Genomic DNA, 19473 nt, shown 5'->3' with positions numbered 1-19473 from the left:
CTAAAAAGACTGCTATGCTAAACAACAATATAAAAATCGCTTGGCGCAACATCATAAAGCGCAAGTACGAAAGTTTAATCAACCTGTTAGGTCTCCTGTGTAGCATTACTTTTGTTATGTTGGTCGGTGCATATGTATGGGAGGTGCATCAAGTTAATAGTCAGGTACGTAACAAGGAGCAGCAATACATACTTCAGAGTCAATATAAACAAGAAGGTTTTGGTATTCCTTTCACCAGTATTGGTGCCTTACCAAAAGCGTTGAAGGATGAATATCCACAATTAGTGGCCAATTATTATCGGTTCGATGGGTTGACATGTATCGTTTCCAATGGTCAGCAAGTTTTTCAGGAAGCAACAACTATTGGTGATGCCACGCTATTGGATATGTTTGGTTTTTCTTTATTTGAAGGAAACCCGAACACCGCTTTAACAAAACCTTTCTCCGTAGTCATAACAGAAAAGGCGGCTATTAAATATTTTGGGAAAGTAGATGTGTTGGGGGAAACACTGGAGATAAAAAATTTCAATGGCGAGAAGCATCCATTCAACATCACCGGAGTTATTAAAGCTAGTGCGCAAAATTCGGTGATGCACTTTAACGAAGCGACAAAGAGCGATTTTTTTTTACCGATAGCAAGCGAAACGTATTTTGGAAGATCGATCGACAGCTGGCATAACCCTTATATTGTTTCTTTTATCGAATTGCAAAAAGGTGTTTCTGCCGATCAATTGCGCGCTCCTATTGTAGACCTTGTGAAACGCAATACGGATGGAAAATTTTCAGCAAACTATGCTCCAGATATCAAACCTTTAACAAGCTATTTTCTTGATGATAACAACGGCGCTATCCGAAAAATGATTTCCACTTTATTTTGGATAGCTGGGTTCGTGTTATTGATGGCTGTGATCAACTTTATTAATATTTCAATCAGTCAGAACTTCACGCGTCTAAAAGAAATCGGGATTCGCAAAGTAATGGGCTCATCCCGTATCCAGATTATCTGGCAATTGCTCACCGAATATATCATCACACTCGTCGTTGCGGTGACCATTAGTCTTCCGCTATATATTTTAGTTGCTCCTGTTTTTGAAGGTATCTTTATGCGTAAGTTACCTGCATTGACGGCTCTTCCTTTTGAGTTTTTTATGTTTCTATTCCTCTTCGCATGTATAGTCGGTCTTTTAGCGGGCATCTACCCTGCTGTCAAATTATCTAGCAATGGTATTCTAGCATCTGTGAAGAACAAATTCACAAGAAATAACAGCAAACAAATCGTCCGTCGAGTCCTCATCTTTATTCAGTTTGCCGTTGCCATCATCATCTTAATGGCTACCATCATCATATCCAAACAGATTAATTTATTTATAGATGGCAACTTAGGCTATAACAAAGAATCGTTATTAGCGGTACAAGTGCCACGAGACTGGAGTGAACAAGGTCTTAAAAAGATGGAGACTACACGAGATGAATTCCGGAGACTTCCACAAATTGCGTCTTTAAGTCTTTCTTATGAAATTCCAGGATTTGTAGGAGGAAATACCGGGACATTGATGAACAGTAAAGCAGAGAAAAAGGTCCATACTCAGATTATTCTATCTGATGATCAGTTTGCTCAGACTTATCAGATTCCAGTATTAGCAGGAAACTTTTTCTCGAAAAATACGGCTGACAATAAGAAAAATTTCTATGTTGTCATCAATAAAAAAGCACTGCATGCATTAGGCTTTGAACATGCCGAAGACGCCGTTGGTCAAACAATAAGTTTGGATGATGCCCATCAACATGTCACCATATCGGGTGTAACGGCAGATTTTATTCCAAATTCGATGTTGGAAGAGACTCCAGCTCTTGCCTGGATCGATATTAACAAATCAATGCAGTTCCGATATTTAAGCTTCCGCTTAAAACCAGGAAATCTGAGTTCTTCTATGTCGGCCTTAGCTGAAAAGTGGAAAGAGCTTCTTCCTGATGCACCATTTGAATATCAATTTATGGATGAACGCATCCAAAAACTATATGAGACGGAACTCCAGTTGCAGCGTGCTTCGCAAGTCGCCACTATTGCATCCTTATTAATTGTTTCATTGGGTATCATCGGGTTGATTACTTTATCCATTAATTTACGCAATAAAGAAGTTGGAGTACGCAAAGTGCTAGGTGCTTCTGCTGTCCATTTAATTTTACTTTTTTCTAAGGAGTTTTATATGATTTTTGTTTTAGCATTGTTTGCGACAATACCCTTAAGTTATTTATTGATGCATATTTGGTTACAGAATTACAGTAACCGGATTGATATTGATTTCATGACTTACTTGCTCCCATTGGGCTTTTTGACTTTATTACTGGGTACATTGATTATAGGCATTATATACCGAGCTACACGGTTTAATCCTATTGAGAAGTTAAGGGATGAATAAAAAAAGCCGTAGGAGCTACTAATTAAAAAAGTGCAAAAACCGACTGAGGAGTGGCGGTTTATAATTGGTGTTTTCCTACGGCTTAAGATTTTTAGAATTCGATGTAAATTTTCATCAACAGTGTACAAGTAAATCTGACTTCCACAACTGCATTAGTATCTATAAACTAACATTATAGATATTCTATACAAATAAACATAATATGCGGCAATATTCAAAACAACTGTATATTTAAAAAAAACATTTAATAATCTTATCTATACATACAAATAGACTTTAATAAGTATTATCAGGGCTAAATCAGGAGAGACTTTAGCGAAAAACTCCTTCAATAAATCGATAGTTACACGCAAGACTGGACTGAGCAAAGCGCATCCATGAACTGACGATAAATGATACGCAATTTTTCAAATAGCTCAATATTTTATTCTAACAGGTTTGTACGATAATGGACGTAAACTGTTCAATATCGTACAAATATCAACCCTACATAAACAACAACTAATTAATACACAGATAGATACATATTTGGCAATGCTATTGTCTTTATAAGACATAATCCTTGTTGTAAGATGGATGGGATTTTCTAAATATTCGTAATTGTTATGTTGGTAAATAATCTTAAAATCGCTTGGCGAAATATCACAAAAAATAAGCTGTATTCCAGTATTAAGATTGGTGGCTTTGCATTTAGCATCGCGATTTGTATCCTTATTGTTTTATATATTAAACATGAAACGAGCTATAACAAGTTTTATCCAAATGTAGATCGGATCTATCGGATCGTGTCACAAATTCCAGATGGAGACGATGTAATGAGGGGATTATCTTTGACCGCACCTGCTGCAAAAGCAATCAAAGATGAGGTTCCGGCAGTAGAACAATCGGGTCGTATATTACCTAATCCGCTTTTTGGTGCTGGAGGTAATCAATTGACGCTCGGGTCCAAACCCGAAAACTATTATGACGATGGATTCGTTTATGTTGATCAATCGATTTTGGAAATGTTTCCTTCGCCAATTATTTATGGGCAATTGGATCATGCTCTGGACAATCCGAATACAATTGTCTTGACAAAAGGTAAAGCTGCTAAATATTTCAAGGATAACCCAGTTGGTCAACAGATCTACCTCAACAATGATAAATCAAAACCTTATACGATTACCGCAGTCATCGATGATATCCCGAGCAATTCAACGCTATACGGCTATACTTTTTTTATGTCTTTGGCAGGCGAGCCATTTTATCTTGGTGAGCAAAATAATTGGATGGCAACAAACTATACCGTTTATGTCAAACTGAAAGAAAACAGTGATCCAGAACAGACGCAAAGCATTATTCAAAAAGTATACATCGAAGGTCATCTGATCCCCGAAACGCTGAAGGCAGGAGGAAAAATAAGGTCTTACGTTCATCAGCTAAAAATGACATTGCAAAATGCTGTTGATATCCATCTGTACTCTTCAGGTATTCGTGATGACAAGGTATCTACGCTCAATCGGGGGGATATTAAAATGATCTGGGCATTTGCATCTATTGCGGCCTTTATATTGCTGATAGCTTGCATCAATTTCATAAATCTTTCTACTGCAAATGCAGCGACAAGAGCTAAAGAAATTGGTATTCGTAAAACGATTGGCTCTGACCGAAAATCCTTAATTGACCAATTTATGGTCGAAGCAATCTGCTATAGCTTAATCTCTTTGATCATTGGCCTAATATTTGCCTGGGTACTGTTGCCCTTATTTAACAACCTCGCTAATAAAAGTTTGGACATCCCCATATTTAGCTGGTATTTTATTCCAACACTCCTTGTTGCTTTGATATTCATTGGAAGTATAGCGGGTATTTATCCCGCACTCTATCTTTCTGGATTCAAACCTATTTCAGCATTAAAAAATAAACAGCAATCTAATCCTAAAAGTTCTTTGTTACGCAATGGTCTTGTAACGTTTCAATTTGCAACCTCCATTATTCTAATCGTGAGTGCACTTGTCGCAAATCAACAGATCAATTTTATTTTGAATAAAGATCTCGGATACAGTAAAGATCAGGTCATCGTATTGCGTGGACTTAAAACCTTATCTCAAGATTTAGGTAGCCTAAAAAATGAATTAAAATCCCTTCCTTATATCTCTAATGTTTCTGTGGGAGACTACCTTCCTGTACCTATTGATGGTGTGAAACGTAATGGCAATGCTTTTTCACTTGATGATAAAAAAGACGTGGAACTTCCTAGAGGAGGGCAAGTCTGGCTCGTTGATGATGATTATTTATCCACTTTTGAACTGCGATTGTCTGAAGGGCGTAATTTCAATCCCAAATTAGCCTCAGACAGTTCTGCGACTATTGTTAACAAAAAGCTTGTAGAACAATTGGGAATCACTCATCCGATCGGAGCAAAAATAAATAACGGCCAGTCTTTGACTATCATCGGAGTGGTGGATGATTTTATATTTGAATCGCTAAAAGAAGAATCTGGACCAGTCTCTTTAGTGCTTGGAAACAGTCCTTCTCTCCTATCCATAAAAGTTAAAGCAGGTCATATAGATCAATCTCTTGCTCAGATTACCAAAGTCTGGGACAAGTTTTCCCCAAGTCAAAAAATCAATTATAGTTTTTTAGATGAAGGTTTTGAAAGTTTATATCAGGATGTTGAACGTACAAAAAATATTTTCACCTGCTTTGCTTTTATCGCTATTTTTATTGCATCACTGGGTTTATTTGGGCTCGCTACCTATATCACCCAACAGCGTACAAAAGAAATCGGAATCCGGAAGGTGCTTGGAGCGAGCAGTATAGGGCTTTTAACACTGCTTTCCAGCAACTTTATAAAATTAGTATTTATTGCTATTGTAATTGCTGTCCCTATTTCTTGGTGGACGATGGATACTTGGCTACAGGACTTTAACTATCGCATAGAAATAAATTGGTTATACTTCATACTGGCAGGTTTTTCAGCTATTCTTATTGCTATTGTCACAATCAGTTACCAAACATTGAAGGTTATTCGAGCTAATCCTGTAAATAGTCTTCGCGATGAGTAGGTTGTGTATTTCTTTCTATTTTTTTTCCGAAATCATATCTTTTTGAATGGTTATTCTATACAAATAGCTATAATAAATATGAATATCAAAAACGATTGTATATTTAATAATAACATTATGTAATTTTATCTATACAGATGAACTGATAATAAAAGGTATTATAATGACAAAACTCGGAGAAATTTTAGCAAAGAAATCAGTCAATAAATCGATGGTAGCACGTAAGACCGGATTAAGTAAGGCGCGTATCAATGAACTTACGATGAACGAAACCGCAAAATTGCGATTGGATGAAATGTATCTCATTGCGCTAGCTACGGATAGTGACCCGAATGAAATGATGCTTAGATTATGTGAAGACCTACAATTAAAAGATTTAGATTAACTTAATAGGAACGGATGGCAGAATTTTAAAATAAAGTAATGCACTATCCAATCAGATGATATCGCAAGTATCTTAAATAAAAATTTGTACGATACCGAACGAAAACTGTTCGATATCGTACAAACCCCATCCCAAATAAACCACAACACACTAATAAAGAACAAACTACATATTTGGCAATGCAATTGTTTGATGAACTATAACTCATCATTTCAATTGTAGTATGAGATTTTCTAAGTAAACGCTATCCTAATGATTGGAAATAATCTTAAAATCACTTGGCGAAATATCACAAAGAATAAATTATATTCCAGCATCAAAATTGGTGGATTTGCCTTTAGTATTACGATCTGTATCCTGATCGTTCTTTATATTAAACATGAAACCAGTTACAATAAGTTCTATCCAGAAATGGATCAGGTTTACCGTCTTATTGTCCAAGCGCCGGAAGGTAATAAAATCAATCGTTGGGTATCGCTTTCTGCTCCTGGGGCAGCAACATTAAAGGCGGAAATTCCTGCTATCGAAACATCGGGTCGAATACTTTCCAATCCGCTATTTGGTGCGGGGAGTAATCAATTATCGATAAACCAAGCTGCGGACATTTATTACGATGATGGATTTGTCTATATCGATCAGTCTATATTGGACATGTTCCCCTCTCCAATGCAATATGGGCAACTGCAACATGCATTGGATAAGCCAAACTCTTTAGTCTTAACAAAAAGTAAAGCTGCTAAATATTTCAAAGGAAATCCTATTGGTCAACAGATTTATTTAAATAACAATAAATCCAATGCTTATACCATAACAGGTGTTATCGATGATATACCTAGTAGCTCTACCTTGTCTGGTTATGGCTACTTTATGTCTTTGGCTGGAGAACCATTTTATCCAGGTGAACAGATCAAGTGGACTAGCAATAATTACACCATCTACGTTAAATTGAAACCTCAGGCAAATGTTAAACTTGCGGAAGAAGAAATTTTCAAAAATTACATCACAGGGCACTATATTCCAGAACTCATTAAAGCGGGACGAAAAATTGGTCCCATCGTCCATCAAATCAGAATCAACCTGCAGCCTGCTCTGGACATCCATTTGCATTCATCGGATATCGAGGACGATCAGGTTTCTACTTTGAATCGTGGCGATATTCGCATGGTATGGACATTTGCTGCAGTAGCATTTTTTATCCTGATGATTGCTTGTATTAATTTCGTCAACTTATCAACAGCTAATGCCGCAACTCGAGCAAAGGAAATCGGCATTCGTAAAACAATTGGATCTGATCGAAAAAGCTTAATCAAGCAGTTTATATCTGAAGCAATGACCTATAGCTTCTTATCCTTGCTTCTTGCTTTACTCTTGGCTTACCTATTGCTCCCTTTGTTTAATAACCTCGCGAACAAAACCATTGAGATCCCTTGGCTAACGTGGTATTTTGTCCCCTGCTTGATTCTTTCGACTGTTGTCATTGGTTTAATTGCAGGTATTTACCCTGCGCTTTATCTCTCTAGTTTTAAGCCTATATCTGCTATAAAAAGTAAATCGGTGAGCAATCCTCGCAATTCTTTGTTGCGCAATGGCCTGGTCATTTTTCAATTTACAACTTCCATCGTTCTGATCATCGGTGCATTAATCAGTAATCAGCAGATTCAATATATCTTACAGAAGGATTTGGGCTTCAACAAAGATCAGTTGATCGTACTACGAGGATTAAATACAATAACCGACCAACTCACGCCCCTTAAAAATGAACTCAGGAATATCCCTTCGGTAAACAACGTTTCCATTGGCGAATACCTTCCGGTACCCATCGACGGGGTAAAAAGAAATGGTAACCCTTTTTGGCTAGAGGGAAAGCGAGAGCTGGATCTAGCAACTCAGGGACAGTTCTGGAGAATAGATGCTGATTATCTGGCCACTTTTGGCATCCAGCTGGTGGAAGGTCGCAATTTCAACCCACAAATGGCATCAGATAGTTCGGGTATAATCGTCAACAAAAAAATGATTGAAGAACTGGGTATCAAGAATCCAATAGGTACAAAAATCACCAATGGGGAAACTTGGACCATCGTGGGCGTAGTAAATGATTTCATTTTCGAATCTCTAAAAGGAGAAGGAATGGCCCCCATTGGTTTAGTATTGCGCGATAGCCCCACTCTGATGACCATTAAAGTAAAACCGCAACATATGGATGAAACGCTGATGGCTATCACAAAAGTATGGAACCAATTTAGTCCTAATCAAAAAATAAATTACAGTTTTTTGGATGAGGGATTTGAGTCGCTATATCGGGATGTGGAACGAACAAAAAATATATTCACCTGCTTTGCAATAATCGCTATCTGTATTGCTTCCCTTGGTTTATTTGGACTGGTTACTTATATCACGCAACAACGGACTAAGGAAATAGGAATCAGAAAAGTTCTTGGTGCAAGTAACATCCGTATATTAACATTATTATCTGAAGATTTTATGAAATTGGTGTTTGCCGCAATTGTCATCGCCATACCAATTGCTTGGTGGGCAATGAACCAATGGCTTGCTGATTTTAATTACCGAATTGCGATTGGCTGGGGATATTTTATGCTAGCTGGATGCTGTGCGACTTTCATTGCCTTGGGAACAATCAGTTTCCAAACACTAAAGGTGATTCGTACTAATCCTGTGGATAGTCTGAAAAATGAATAGGATGAGCTACGATCACCAATTTTCTACTGAGCTGTCTCGGCGCAATTTGATACCAAGTGCGCTTTGTCCAGAACTGAACGTTAACTGTTCAATAACGAACAGTTACTGCTTAAAATAAAAATAGTAAGACACTGACTATCAATTAATAATCAGAGTGGCAAAGCAATTGTATATTTTCATTCCATGTATTGTCCTTATAATTTTTTAACAAGGGACTAAATAGTCAAGTATATTTTTAATAAAACACTTATATGAAAAGGTTTATTCAGACAACAGTATTATTACTGTTGGTACAAGTTTCTTTCGGTCAAAAAATGATACGTAAAGAAACTTTTCAGAACAACAAAATCAAAGATCTCGAAGTCAGCACATCAGGAGGGGCCATCAAAGTAAATGGATCAGATAAAGAATCTGCTTCGGTGGAAATCTGGATATCTCGCAATGGCAACATCCTCGGTTCCTCGGCTGATCTAGAAAAAATATTGAATGAGCACTTTGACGTAACCATTCAATTAGAGGCTGGAAAATTGACAGCATCTGCTAAACGTAAAAGTGGAAAAAGTGGTAACAATCCGATCTCAGTAGCTTTCTATGTCACCGTCCCCGAATCGGTCAATAGCAATCTGAAAACCGCTGGAGGTAGTATACAGTTAAGTGCATTGAATGGCAATCAAATGTTCCAAACCTCGGGTGGCAGCTTACAAATTAGATCGTTATCAGGAAACATTACAGGTAAGACTTCGGGCGGAAGTATCAATGCAAGCAACAGCCAGGGTGATCTCCAACTCAACACCTCAGGAGGTTCCATAACGCTGGATAATTGTTCTGGTAATATCCGGGTCGCTACTAGCGGTGGATCGATTAATGGGAAGAATCTAAAAGGATCGATTGATGCGCACACAAGTGGTGGAAGTATCAATATGGATATGGATACGCTATCGGATGATATGGTATTGGCTACATCGGGTGGTAGCGTGCGGGTTAAGGTACCAAAAGGAAAATATAACATAAACCTCAAAGGATCACGCGTCAGCCTTCCTTCCGCTAGTAATTTTTCGGGTACATCTAAAAAAACTTTGGCTCAAGGAACAATAAATGGTGGCGGCAAAAAAATAGATGCACGCACTTCTGCAGGTTCTGTATCGCTAGATTTTCATTAACTGGTCCCATATTAAGAACTTACGATATAAAACCAATAGATAATACGTTGTTGGATCTGATTCAACAGCAAGCTTTTAGGGCTACTCGCTTGCTTTTCTGGAAGAAGTAAGCGAGTAAAAACGGGACAAATTTTCAACGACAGACCTCCCTTTTAGAAGGTGTTTCAGAAGTCTGAAGTGTCTAATACGAATTGGTCGATTCTGGATAATAAAATAATAATGATCAGACATTACTTCAAAGTAGCCTATCGAAATATGTTTAAGCACAAGACATTGAGCTTTATCCATATTATTGGACTTGCTGTCGCCATTGCTACGGCTACCTTACTCTATCTGACAGCAACGTTTGAGTTATCTTATAATAAGCAACTAAAAGATTATTCAAAAATAGGCCTGCTTTATTTTCAGACGCAGCCACAAAATGGGCTACAAAACAGTGCAACTGCCCCTACACCTCTCGCTCCGCTATTGAAGACACAGATACCGGAAATAGCATACATCAGTCGCTATTATAATGATGGTATCCATTTGCGTCATGGAGAAAAACAGCTGCAGTCGAATAACAAATACGTAGATGCTGACTTTCTTCCCATATTTAGCTTGCCTACTGTACAGGGGGATAACCATGCTTTGGAAGATCTTGACAATATCGTCATCGATGAAGACATCGCTAAAAATCTGTTTAGTAGCAACGATGTTATCGGAAAGCAAGTAGAAGTATTAGCTGGAGGACAGTGGCAAACAAAAACAATCAGTGCTGTACTCGAGAAACTGCCGTCCAATTCTAGTCTCAACTTCAATACCCTTTTACGCTTCGAACAAAAACCCAACTACAAACAATATAAAGAAGAATGGGGCCATCAGGATCACAATCTTTTTGTAAAAATGAAATCTGATCCCATCAATGATATTGCCTTTACACAGGCTACCCGTTCTTTTATCAAACAATATTATAAAGATAGTGAGCGTATTTTGAAACGCGATGGGGCACTTGCCAATAAAGCCGGTGATTACCTGTCACTACATATCCTCCCTATAGCCGATTATCATTTGAACAATAAAGGTTTGGGAGATGCAGCTTCTCCGACATTCCCGTGGATCCTGCTGCTCATTTCAGGACTCATCTTGTTTGTTGCCTGCTCCAACTTCATCAACCTCTCGCTGGCCAGTTCCTTGGTCCGCAACCGAGAGATAGGTACGAGAAAGACTCTTGGTGGAACTATCAGTAGTTTGACCACACAACTATGGATAGAAGCGCTCTTACTTTGTTTCATCGCCCTATTTCTGGGGCTAGGGATAGCTTTTATACTTCTCCCAGAATATAACGCCAATATGAATTACAGACTGAATATAGGACAGCTGTTTGTTCCACAAAACCTCCTTATATTCACACTATCGTTTATCATATTAACGCTCTTTGCTGGAGGATATCCCGCTTGGCGCATAGCCCGTACAAATGTCATTGCCAATTTAAAAGGTACGGCCAATATTAGAACAGGTCGATTACGAAACAGCCTTACTGTTATACAATTTACCATAGCCATGGTGCTTATTGTGGCTACAATTGTTATCGCTTCACAATTGCATTATATCACCAACCGCTCACTAGGATTTGATAAAACTGATGTCATCAGTATTCCAATAGGTAGTGGCATCGGTCAAGAACGTGCTTTACAACAGATGAGAATCGAACTAGCGTCTCTACCTTGGGTAAAAGGCATCACCGCTTCTGACATCAATTTAGGTTTAGGGAGAGATGGAAGTACCGCTAATAGTCGATTTGGATTCGAATACGAAGGCAAACAAATCTATTCGAACTTTATGCGTATCGATTATGATTATGCCAAGACTCTGGGGATTAAAGTCTTAAAGGGGCGAGATTTTGACCGTACATTTTCGAGCGATACGGCTGCCATCTTAATCAATAGACGGATGGCTGAGCAGCTTGGCAACCCTGAAACCATTATCGGCAAGACGTTGGACCTAGATGGTAATCCTCAAGTGATTGGTATTATTGACGATTTTAATTTTCAGACACTGCACAGCGAAGTACAACCACTCACGCTATCGATTAATCCAAATCAATCTTCCGTTGAATATTTATTTGTACGAGTAGAAAGTAACAATCCGTCCGAGACTATCCAAGCAATAGAAAATACTTGGAAAAAAATCAATCCAAAAGCCAATGTAGCTCCATCCTACTTAGACGAAAATACCAACAATATGTATAAAGCTGAGCAGCGTTTTTCGCGTATTATCATTGGGGGGGCGAGCACTGCTATCTTAATCGCTTGCTTAGGACTATTTGCCTTGTCTTTGTTAATGATAAACCGACGTGTCAAGGAAATTGGCATACGTAAGACACTGGGTTCATCCGTATCGGGGATCGTCCTACTGCTGTCCAAGGATTTTATGACATTACTGTTTATCTCCTTTCTTTTGGCTTCACCCTTGAGTTGGTGGATGATGAATGGTTGGTTGGATGACTTTGCATACCATATCGATATAAGTTGGTGGATGATTACCTTAGCAGGTATGGCTATTATGACGATTGCGCTATCCACTGTCGCGGTACAAGCAATACAAGCAGCACGAGCGAATCCTGTAGATAGTCTGAAGGATGATTAACATCATCTGTTTAAATAATCTGCTATTAACAATTGTAAAGGTGCAATATGGATAAATAGATTTTTCTTGTCCAAAACTGAACGTTAACTGTACGATAATGAACAGTGACCATCGTGATTTAAACTACAAGACACTGATTATCAAAATATAAATAAAATGGCAAAGCAATTGTATCCTTTCAGCAAAGTTGGATATCATTTCATTTTATAACAACGGACTAAATAGGCAACTTATGATCTTGAAGGAAATCAAAATTTCTTGGCGAAGTCTATTGAAAAACAAAGCTTTTTCATTGTTAAACATATTCGGGGTGATGTTGGGTTTTAGTGGCTTTATCCTAGCCTACCAATATATCAATAGGGAAACGAGCTATGATAAATGGAATCCGAATTATGACCGCATCTATTTGGTTGGATTGACTTCCAATGGTGCATTTTCTGATGAAACAAATGCCATGCTCGCCCCATTATTGAAAGCGAGTCTGCCAGAGATTGAAACTGCAGGTCGAAAAACCATCTATAGTTTTGGTTCCTATCCGCTATTTGGAGAAAACACGGTATTGATTAAAAATGCTGCAGTAATAGATTCTGCTGCTGCACATATTTTTCAAGTAGAAAACACAACAGGTAGCCTCTACAAGAGTAATATTCAAAATGAAGCGACGTTAGTGAAGGAGGCTGTAGCTAAAAAAATATTCAAAAACGGGGATTTAAATTTTGATACCCCAAAATCTATTTCGGTCCTGAGTTTATTATTAGATCAACAAGAACGTATCTATGGAATCAGTAAGGATAAAGGCCTTTCTTTGATCAATAATGATTTGCTCTTCATCAAAGAACCCGAAGATCTGTTTGCAGGCGACAATCCATTTTCTTACCAAACTTATATTCAAGTAAAACGAGGAACAGATATCACTGCCTTAGGGAAAAAAATAACCCAACTCTATCATGATAAGGTTTTACAGCAAGGGTTTTCATCGAGCTTAGGAAAGGGAGAAATCTATCTAGATCCCTTATCCAGTTTACATTTAAGACCAAAAACCGGAAGCAATACGCCCTATCTCATGCTCTGGATAATCGGTATTGTATCGATTACGATTCTTGTATTGGCATCAGCAAATTTTGCAAATATGATCATGGCGCAAGCTGACAAACGGTTCAAAGAATTGGCTTTAAAAAAGATATTGGGAAGCTCACGTTGGTCGATTATACGTCAATTGCTGATGGAAGTATTCATTTTGACATTAATTGCTGCTGTACTTAGTTTTTTTATGCTCAGTATAACAGGAAATATCTTGCAGAAATGGTTCAATGATGACCTAAAACAATATATTTTAAATCAAGATACTGTACTTTATCTTATCATCGGTATTGTCGGGACAACCTGTTTATCCGGTATATACCCTGCTCTCATACTATCCGGTTTCAAATCGGTGCATGCATTAAAGGGAGGACTAAATCAATCGCAAAGGAAAAACACACTTCGTAACGGTTTGTTGGTCTTTCAGATCGGTATTGCCTTACTGTTTATCAGCGGAATGCTCGTAATTCATGAGCAGATCAACTATATACAAACTACAGATAAAGGATTCGAACCTGCTCAAGTAATCACTTATAAGGGTTTGGGTATGTACTATGATGGTGCATTAAATGGTACTTACCAAAATCTCAAAGAACGATTAGAACAGGATCCTAACATCTTGTCGGTTGCTTCGGCGACAAATATACCTGGAGAAGGGGATCTCCCACCAAAAAAGCAATTCACCCATAATCACAAGGAGATCGATCTTGAGCATATCGGTATTGACAAAGGTTATTTCAGCACCTTGAATATGAACATATTAAAAGGAAATATACCGACTTCGATAAAACAGTTACTCCAAGATTCTACTGCACATTATGCTGTTGTTAACGAAGCTGCGGTTACAGCTCTAAATCTAGGTTCGCCTATCGGGGCTAAACTAGCGGGCTGTGATGTGAATTTCGAAATCATCGCCGTCGTAAAGGATAGTAAAGCTTATGGTTTTGAGAATAGTGTGAAGCCTACCATCTACTCGTATAAGAGTGAATGTGGCACGATGCGGCCACAAGCAGTATTAATGGTTAAGGCTGCAAAGGGGAAAGCGGATCAAGCTATCGAAACTGTAAAAAAGGAATGGCAACAAAACCCCTCCACAAAGTCATTACCGCTGGAATATGCTTTCATGGATCAACAATATGCTTTGTTACATAAAAAACAACAAGAAATGCAAACTGCTTTCAATGGTTTTACATTCTTGGCTGTTATCATCGCTGCCCTAGGCCTCTTTAGTATGTCTGCTTTTCAAGTGACTGTTCGTAAGAAGGAAATGAGTGTAAGGAAAGTATTGGGGGCTTCTGTTCAAAGCATTTTCATGCAATTGAACAAACCTTTCTTACGATTATTTATATTTGGTAGTATGATCTCTATCCCCCTAACTTATTTGATACTTAACAAATGGTTGGACAATTTTGCTTACCGCATTGAACTGGGTTGGTGGCATTTTCTGATTGCAATAGTGATAATTTTCATCATCATATGCATATCCATCAGCTACCAAACGATACGTGCTGCAAAAGCCAATCCTGTAGATAGTCTGCGCAATGAGTAATATATGGGAGGTAAGGTGATATTCACTTATTGGCTTAGGGAAGCCTAAATGAGAATACATAATAAGCTTTAAAAAATTAACAACGAAAAATAGATGATATGATCCAATTAAAGAACTTATTTAAATGGTATAATGTAGGGAGCACACGTTCATTCGTACTCAAAGATGTCAGTCTGAATATCGAAGAAGGGGACTTTGTATCGATTATGGGCCCGTCGGGTTCTGGAAAATCGACCTTACTGAACATCATCGGTATGTTGGATGAACCGGATGAGGGGGAGTACTTATTTAAAGGAGAAAGTATTTTAGAACTGAAACAAAAGAAAAGAACGCAGCTTTTTCAATCGCATATTGGCTATGTATTTCAATCTTATCATTTGCTTGATGAGATGACGGTATACGAAAACATCGAAACTCCATTGATCTATAAGAACAAATCTTCTTCTGAGCGTAAGTCAATCGTGAGCGATCTGTTGGACCGTTTTAATATTGTGGGAAAGAAGGATTTATTTCCTTCTCAGTTATCTGGAGGCCAACAACAGATTGTTGGGATTGCCAGAGCACTGGCGGGTTCGCCATCCCTCCTGCTCGCGGATGAGCCTACGGGAAATCTGAACTCGAAACAAGGAGAGGAAATCATGGAGCTATTCCAGCAGCTCAATGCAGAGGGGGTAACGATCATTCAGGTAACACATTCTGAAAAAAATGCCACTTATGGAAAAAGAACGGTGCACATGATGGACGGTCAATTAAAATAATCAGTACCAATATACCTAAATATATCCCTGCATATGCTTCATTTGGCATATCGCGGGGATTTTTATTAAATTTGTGTATGGATGAAAAAGAATTACAGGCTTTGGTTACCTTATTGGATGATCCTGATCAATTGATTGCAGAAGAAATCGAGCATAAGCTTTTAAGCTTGGGACCTGATATCATTCCTGCTTTGGAGGAATATTGGGAGTCTGCATTTGACCCCTTTATACAAGAGCGTCTAGAGCGTATCATCCATGAAATACAATTTGCCCAAATTAAAAATGAACTCTTGGTATGGAAGATGAGCAACTCTTTTGACCTCTTAGAGGGATTGTTGATCATCAATAGCTACCAATATCCTTCCTACAACAATAGCCTTATACGGGTCACCTTAGAAGAGCTAAAACGAGAAATATGGATAGCGCTAAGGTACGAGATGACTCCTTTGGAGAAAGTGTCGTTGATCAATCATATCTTGTTTGATAAATTTGGCCTATCGGGAAATACACATGACTATCACAATCCTCAAAACTCATTTATTGGCAGGGTATTGGAATCTAAAAAAGGAAACCCTTTGACACTTTCTTGTATCTACAGTATTGTTGCACAAAAACTTGATATCCCTATTTTTGGTATTAATCTACCCAAACATTTTATCCTATCTTATCAAAATGAGCTGCAACCGGAAGATGATTTGTTATTTTACTTGAATGCCTTCAATAAGGGACAGGTGATGCAAAAATCGGATGTTGTATCATTCCTGAGACAACTCAACCTACCCCTATCAAAGGAATATATGTTGCCTTGCGATCACGTGACCATACTAAAAAGAGTACTTCGTAATCTCATCACTGCTTACGAACAAAATGAAAGTACAAGCAAGAAACTAGAAATCGAAACACTCTTTAGGCTCTTAGATGAATAAGTTTTATTCGACACCTTCGCCAGGTCCTCGTGCATCCAATGATAGGGCAACTGGAGTTAATCTAAATTCTTTTGTAATATTCGGTTTGACGTTACCATCATCTGTATTCAAGAAACGCGAGACAGTCTTTGTATCAGCATCGGCAACATAGATGTATTGTGCTCCATCACGGTTATCAATAGCAACGTCCAATGGTCTTTTTAAGCCTGTTAACACGCCTGTAATAATGCGTGTAGGTGTGATAGCGCGATCACTGGTACTGGACAATAATAAAGAGGCTTTTTCAAATAACAAAATCTTACCAACTGATACATCTCCAGTCTTTGTATAAGCAGCAACGGCTAGTAAATCTTGGCGATCAGAATAACTAAATCCTCTAATTTCCCCTTGATCAGCTATGGTCAATACTGCTCTTGGAGGAAAAGATTCAGCATTCAATATGGAATCTACTCCGGGGTTCTTTCTTAAGATATCACTGAATATGGCAATTCCCTTCTTAGCCCCTGTGACAGACATATAGAGATCTGAATTCTCTTCAGTTCCTTTAAAAGCCATAGACCATGGCGTCAGTGAACCTAAGGCAATACTTTGTTTTATGTCTGCCCTTCCTCTATAATTACCAGGTCTTTGAAATAAATAGATAAATGATGGTCTGGTCTCGTTACCGATATTGGCTACATAAAGATTTTCTGTACCTCTATTATAGTGGTATGCCAATCCCTTGACACTCGTGAGCAAACCATTTGAAATCAAACCTCTTGCAGCTGGGGCCCCTGTTTCTGGATGTACGGACATGACCTGAATACTGGTATCCTGTATATTTCCACTATTTGCACTGCTTTGAAAAACATATTTTGCAATCGGACTGAATAATATTGCTGCACCACCTTTGATCCCAGAATTATGCGACAAAGAGGATTGAAAAAAAGTACTGGAATCTGCGGGATCGATAATATCCAGGTTATTATAAGGAGTCTGCGCCTCATCCAATTGAAATTCCGAAAAAGAAACGTAAAGCCTGGATATCGCTACTTCGGATAAAGCAGGCTCGTCGTCTTCTCGCACACAAGAAGTTAAACATGTTACAATCGCAAAAAATAGAACAGCTATATATGTTGTTAGTGATTTCATTTTTAATCTGATATAGGTACAAATCTACAAATATGAACGCATATAAAGATAAAAAAAACGAGATTCGGTAGGACTCTCTAAAATCTATTAATCAAATATTTGCTAGTTCAGTACTTTTTGAGTAAAATTGCCAAACTTTTATCAGTAAATAGCAATGGAAGAGAAGGAGTTCGTCAGAGAAAAGTTAACATTACCCAACGAAGGCAAAAAACTGCTTTTACATTCGTGTTGTGCACCCTGCGCTGGAGAAGTAATGGAGGCTTTAATTAGCTCGGATATCGCATTCACGATCTATTTCTACAATCCCAATATTCACCCACGTAAAGAATACGATTTACGAAAAGAGGAGAATATTCGTTTTGCAGAAAAACATAATATCCCCTTTATTGATGCCGATTACGATGTTGATCATTGGTTTGAATTGGCAAAGGGAATGGAAAACGAGCCTGAGAAAGGTTCTCGTTGTACCATGTGCTTTGATATGCGGTTTGAGAAAACAGCAGAATATGCTGCTGCAAATGGATTTGATGTGATTTCAAGTTCATTGGGTATTTCGAGGTGGAAAAACATGGATCAGATCAATGACTGTGGTGTACGAGCTGCATCCCGTCATCAAGATATGGACTATTGGACGTTCAATTGGCGAAAAAAAGGAGGTGCAATTCGCATGCTAGAAATATCTAAAAAGGAACGTTTTTACATGCAGGAATATTGCGGCTGTGCCTATTCCCTTCGCGATACCAATCGATGGAGAATGGAGACTGGTAGAGCAAAAATAGAATTGGGTAAAAATTTTTATGAATAACCGCTTGCAGAAAGGCTAATATCTATAATAACAATTGAAATATATTTTACAAAAAAATTTCAATTCTAACTTATTTATATATACCTTTGCAGGCTCAAATGCAAGATTGTGAAACATCTAAAACAATATAGAATACCGTTTTCGGGGCTAAATGCAGGAAAGCATAATTTTGAGTTTGAAATAAATAAAGAGTTCTTTGATTGTTTTGAGCATTCCATTGTTAAAAGTGGAAATCTAATGGCAAATGTTGAATTACAAAAGCAAGAAAATTTGCTTATATTGAATTTCACAATTGCTGGAGATATCCAATTAACATGCGACGTTTGTTTAAGCGAGTTTCCATCGCCGATTGCAGTTAAAGAGCGTGTTTTAGTCAAATTCACAGCTGAAGACTGGACCGATAATACCGAAGAAGTACTGGTATTATCCAAAAGCGATCATGAGCTAGACCTGACCGAATTGCTATATGAATATATTAATTTAGCAGTTCCTTTGTTCGCTAAATGCAGTGACCAAGGAGAAGATAATACTTGTGACCCGGTGATGTTAGCCCACTTATCAGTTGAGCAAAGCAAGGAAGATCAAGCAAAAAAAGAAAACATTGACCCACGTTGGGCCGCACTAAGAAATATTAAAAATAACTAAAACAGAAATACGAGATGGCACATCCAAAGCGTAAGACTTCTAAATCAAGAAGAGACAAGAGAAGAACACATTATAAAGCAGACAGACCTAGCTTAAGCATTTGTAAAGAAACTGGTGCAGTTCATTTACCACACCGTGCATACACAGTAGATGGTAATTTATACTACAACGGTAAATTGATCATTGATAATACAGCTGTTGTCTAACTTAGATCTTTCAAAACATAAAACATCCCAAAACGA

General features: G+C 38.0%; 13 protein-coding genes. 12 read left to right on the top strand and 1 reads right to left on the bottom strand.

Going from position 1 to position 19473, the window contains the following annotated elements; all coding sequences use genetic code 11:
- Positions 1–14 precede the first annotated feature (14 nt).
- From KO02_RS03920 to KO02_RS03880, 9 genes are all read left to right on the top strand, one after another.
- Positions 15–2420: an ABC transporter permease gene (locus KO02_RS03920; RefSeq protein ID WP_038696023.1), complete on the top strand. Its 2406-nt coding sequence runs from the start codon at positions 15–17 to the stop codon at positions 2418–2420.
- Between the two features lie 605 nt (positions 2421–3025).
- Positions 3026–5467, top strand: coding sequence for an ABC transporter permease (locus KO02_RS03915; protein WP_038696021.1), 2442 nt, complete (start codon positions 3026–3028; stop codon positions 5465–5467).
- Between the two features lie 163 nt (positions 5468–5630).
- Positions 5631–5852, top strand: a complete 222-nt coding sequence (locus KO02_RS03910) for a helix-turn-helix domain-containing protein (protein WP_038696019.1) — start codon at positions 5631–5633, stop codon at positions 5850–5852.
- A gap of 252 nt (positions 5853–6104) precedes the next feature.
- Positions 6105–8549, top strand: a complete 2445-nt coding sequence (locus tag KO02_RS03905) for an ABC transporter permease (protein WP_038696017.1) — start codon at positions 6105–6107, stop codon at positions 8547–8549.
- Positions 8550–8800: 251 nt separating this feature from the next.
- Complete coding sequence (locus KO02_RS03900; RefSeq protein WP_038696015.1) at positions 8801–9709, top strand: DUF4097 family beta strand repeat protein; 909 nt, start codon at positions 8801–8803, stop codon at positions 9707–9709.
- A gap of 219 nt (positions 9710–9928) precedes the next feature.
- Positions 9929–12337 carry an ABC transporter permease gene (locus KO02_RS03895; RefSeq protein ID WP_038696013.1) on the top strand — a complete coding sequence of 803 codons (2409 nt, stop codon included), beginning with the start codon at positions 9929–9931 and terminating at the stop codon, positions 12335–12337.
- Between the two features lie 232 nt (positions 12338–12569).
- A complete protein-coding gene (locus tag KO02_RS03890) occupies positions 12570–14966 on the top strand; it encodes an ABC transporter permease (protein ID WP_038696012.1) in 2397 nt (798 codons plus the stop codon).
- A 98-nt stretch (positions 14967–15064) separates the two neighbouring features.
- Entirely contained in the window at positions 15065–15724 is a 660-nt protein-coding gene (locus KO02_RS03885) for an ABC transporter ATP-binding protein (protein ID WP_038696010.1), read from the top strand.
- Positions 15725–15801: 77 nt separating this feature from the next.
- Positions 15802–16650, top strand: a complete 849-nt coding sequence (locus KO02_RS03880) for a transglutaminase-like domain-containing protein (protein WP_038696008.1) — start codon at positions 15802–15804, stop codon at positions 16648–16650.
- A gap of 3 nt (positions 16651–16653) precedes the next feature.
- Here the strand turns inward: KO02_RS03880 and KO02_RS03875 are convergent, their stop codons facing one another.
- Positions 16654–17781, bottom strand: coding sequence for a hypothetical protein (locus tag KO02_RS03875; RefSeq protein WP_038696006.1), 1128 nt, complete (start codon positions 17779–17781; stop codon positions 16654–16656).
- A gap of 154 nt (positions 17782–17935) precedes the next feature.
- On the opposite strand from KO02_RS03875, the gene KO02_RS03870 reads away from it, so the two are divergent.
- From KO02_RS03870 to rpmF, 3 genes are all read left to right on the top strand, one after another.
- A complete protein-coding gene (locus tag KO02_RS03870; RefSeq protein ID WP_038696004.1) occupies positions 17936–18586 on the top strand; it encodes an epoxyqueuosine reductase QueH in 651 nt (216 codons plus the stop codon).
- Positions 18587–18694: 108 nt separating this feature from the next.
- On the top strand, positions 18695–19231 hold the full coding sequence (locus KO02_RS03865; protein ID WP_038696002.1) for a YceD family protein: 537 nt from the start codon (positions 18695–18697) through the stop codon (positions 19229–19231).
- A 14-nt stretch (positions 19232–19245) separates the two neighbouring features.
- The gene (gene rpmF / locus KO02_RS03860) at positions 19246–19437 is read left to right on the top strand and encodes a 50S ribosomal protein L32 (RefSeq protein ID WP_038696000.1); all 192 of its coding nucleotides are present in this window, start codon (positions 19246–19248) and stop codon (positions 19435–19437) included.
- Positions 19438–19473 lie beyond the last annotated feature (36 nt).

The sequence above is a fragment of the Sphingobacterium sp. ML3W genome (assembly GCF_000747525.1).
Taxonomy (GTDB): Bacteria; Bacteroidota; Bacteroidia; order Sphingobacteriales; family Sphingobacteriaceae; genus Sphingobacterium.
Note: the sequence above shows the minus strand (reverse complement) of the source record. Positions and strands in the feature narration are given on the sequence as shown.

What these genes read in the sequence shown, in the direction of transcription:
- KO02_RS03920 (WP_038696023.1), top strand. Translation starts at nt 15, where the DNA reads ATGCTAAACAACAATATAAAAATCGCTTGGCGCAACATCATAAAGCGC.
- KO02_RS03915 (WP_038696021.1), top strand. Translation starts at nt 3,026, where the DNA reads ATGTTGGTAAATAATCTTAAAATCGCTTGGCGAAATATCACAAAAAAT.
- KO02_RS03910 (WP_038696019.1), top strand. Translation starts at nt 5,631, where the DNA reads ATGACAAAACTCGGAGAAATTTTAGCAAAGAAATCAGTCAATAAATCG.
- KO02_RS03905 (WP_038696017.1), top strand. Translation starts at nt 6,105, where the DNA reads ATGATTGGAAATAATCTTAAAATCACTTGGCGAAATATCACAAAGAAT.
- KO02_RS03900 (WP_038696015.1), top strand. Translation starts at nt 8,801, where the DNA reads ATGAAAAGGTTTATTCAGACAACAGTATTATTACTGTTGGTACAAGTT.
- KO02_RS03895 (WP_038696013.1), top strand. Translation starts at nt 9,929, where the DNA reads ATGATCAGACATTACTTCAAAGTAGCCTATCGAAATATGTTTAAGCAC.
- KO02_RS03890 (WP_038696012.1), top strand. Translation starts at nt 12,570, where the DNA reads ATGATCTTGAAGGAAATCAAAATTTCTTGGCGAAGTCTATTGAAAAAC.
- KO02_RS03885 (WP_038696010.1), top strand. Translation starts at nt 15,065, where the DNA reads ATGATCCAATTAAAGAACTTATTTAAATGGTATAATGTAGGGAGCACA.
- KO02_RS03880 (WP_038696008.1), top strand. Translation starts at nt 15,802, where the DNA reads ATGGATGAAAAAGAATTACAGGCTTTGGTTACCTTATTGGATGATCCT.
- KO02_RS03875 (WP_038696006.1), bottom strand. Translation starts at nt 17,781, where the DNA reads ATGAAATCACTAACAACATATATAGCTGTTCTATTTTTTGCGATTGTA.
- KO02_RS03870 (WP_038696004.1), top strand. Translation starts at nt 17,936, where the DNA reads ATGGAAGAGAAGGAGTTCGTCAGAGAAAAGTTAACATTACCCAACGAA.
- rpmF (WP_038696000.1), top strand. Translation starts at nt 19,246, where the DNA reads ATGGCACATCCAAAGCGTAAGACTTCTAAATCAAGAAGAGACAAGAGA.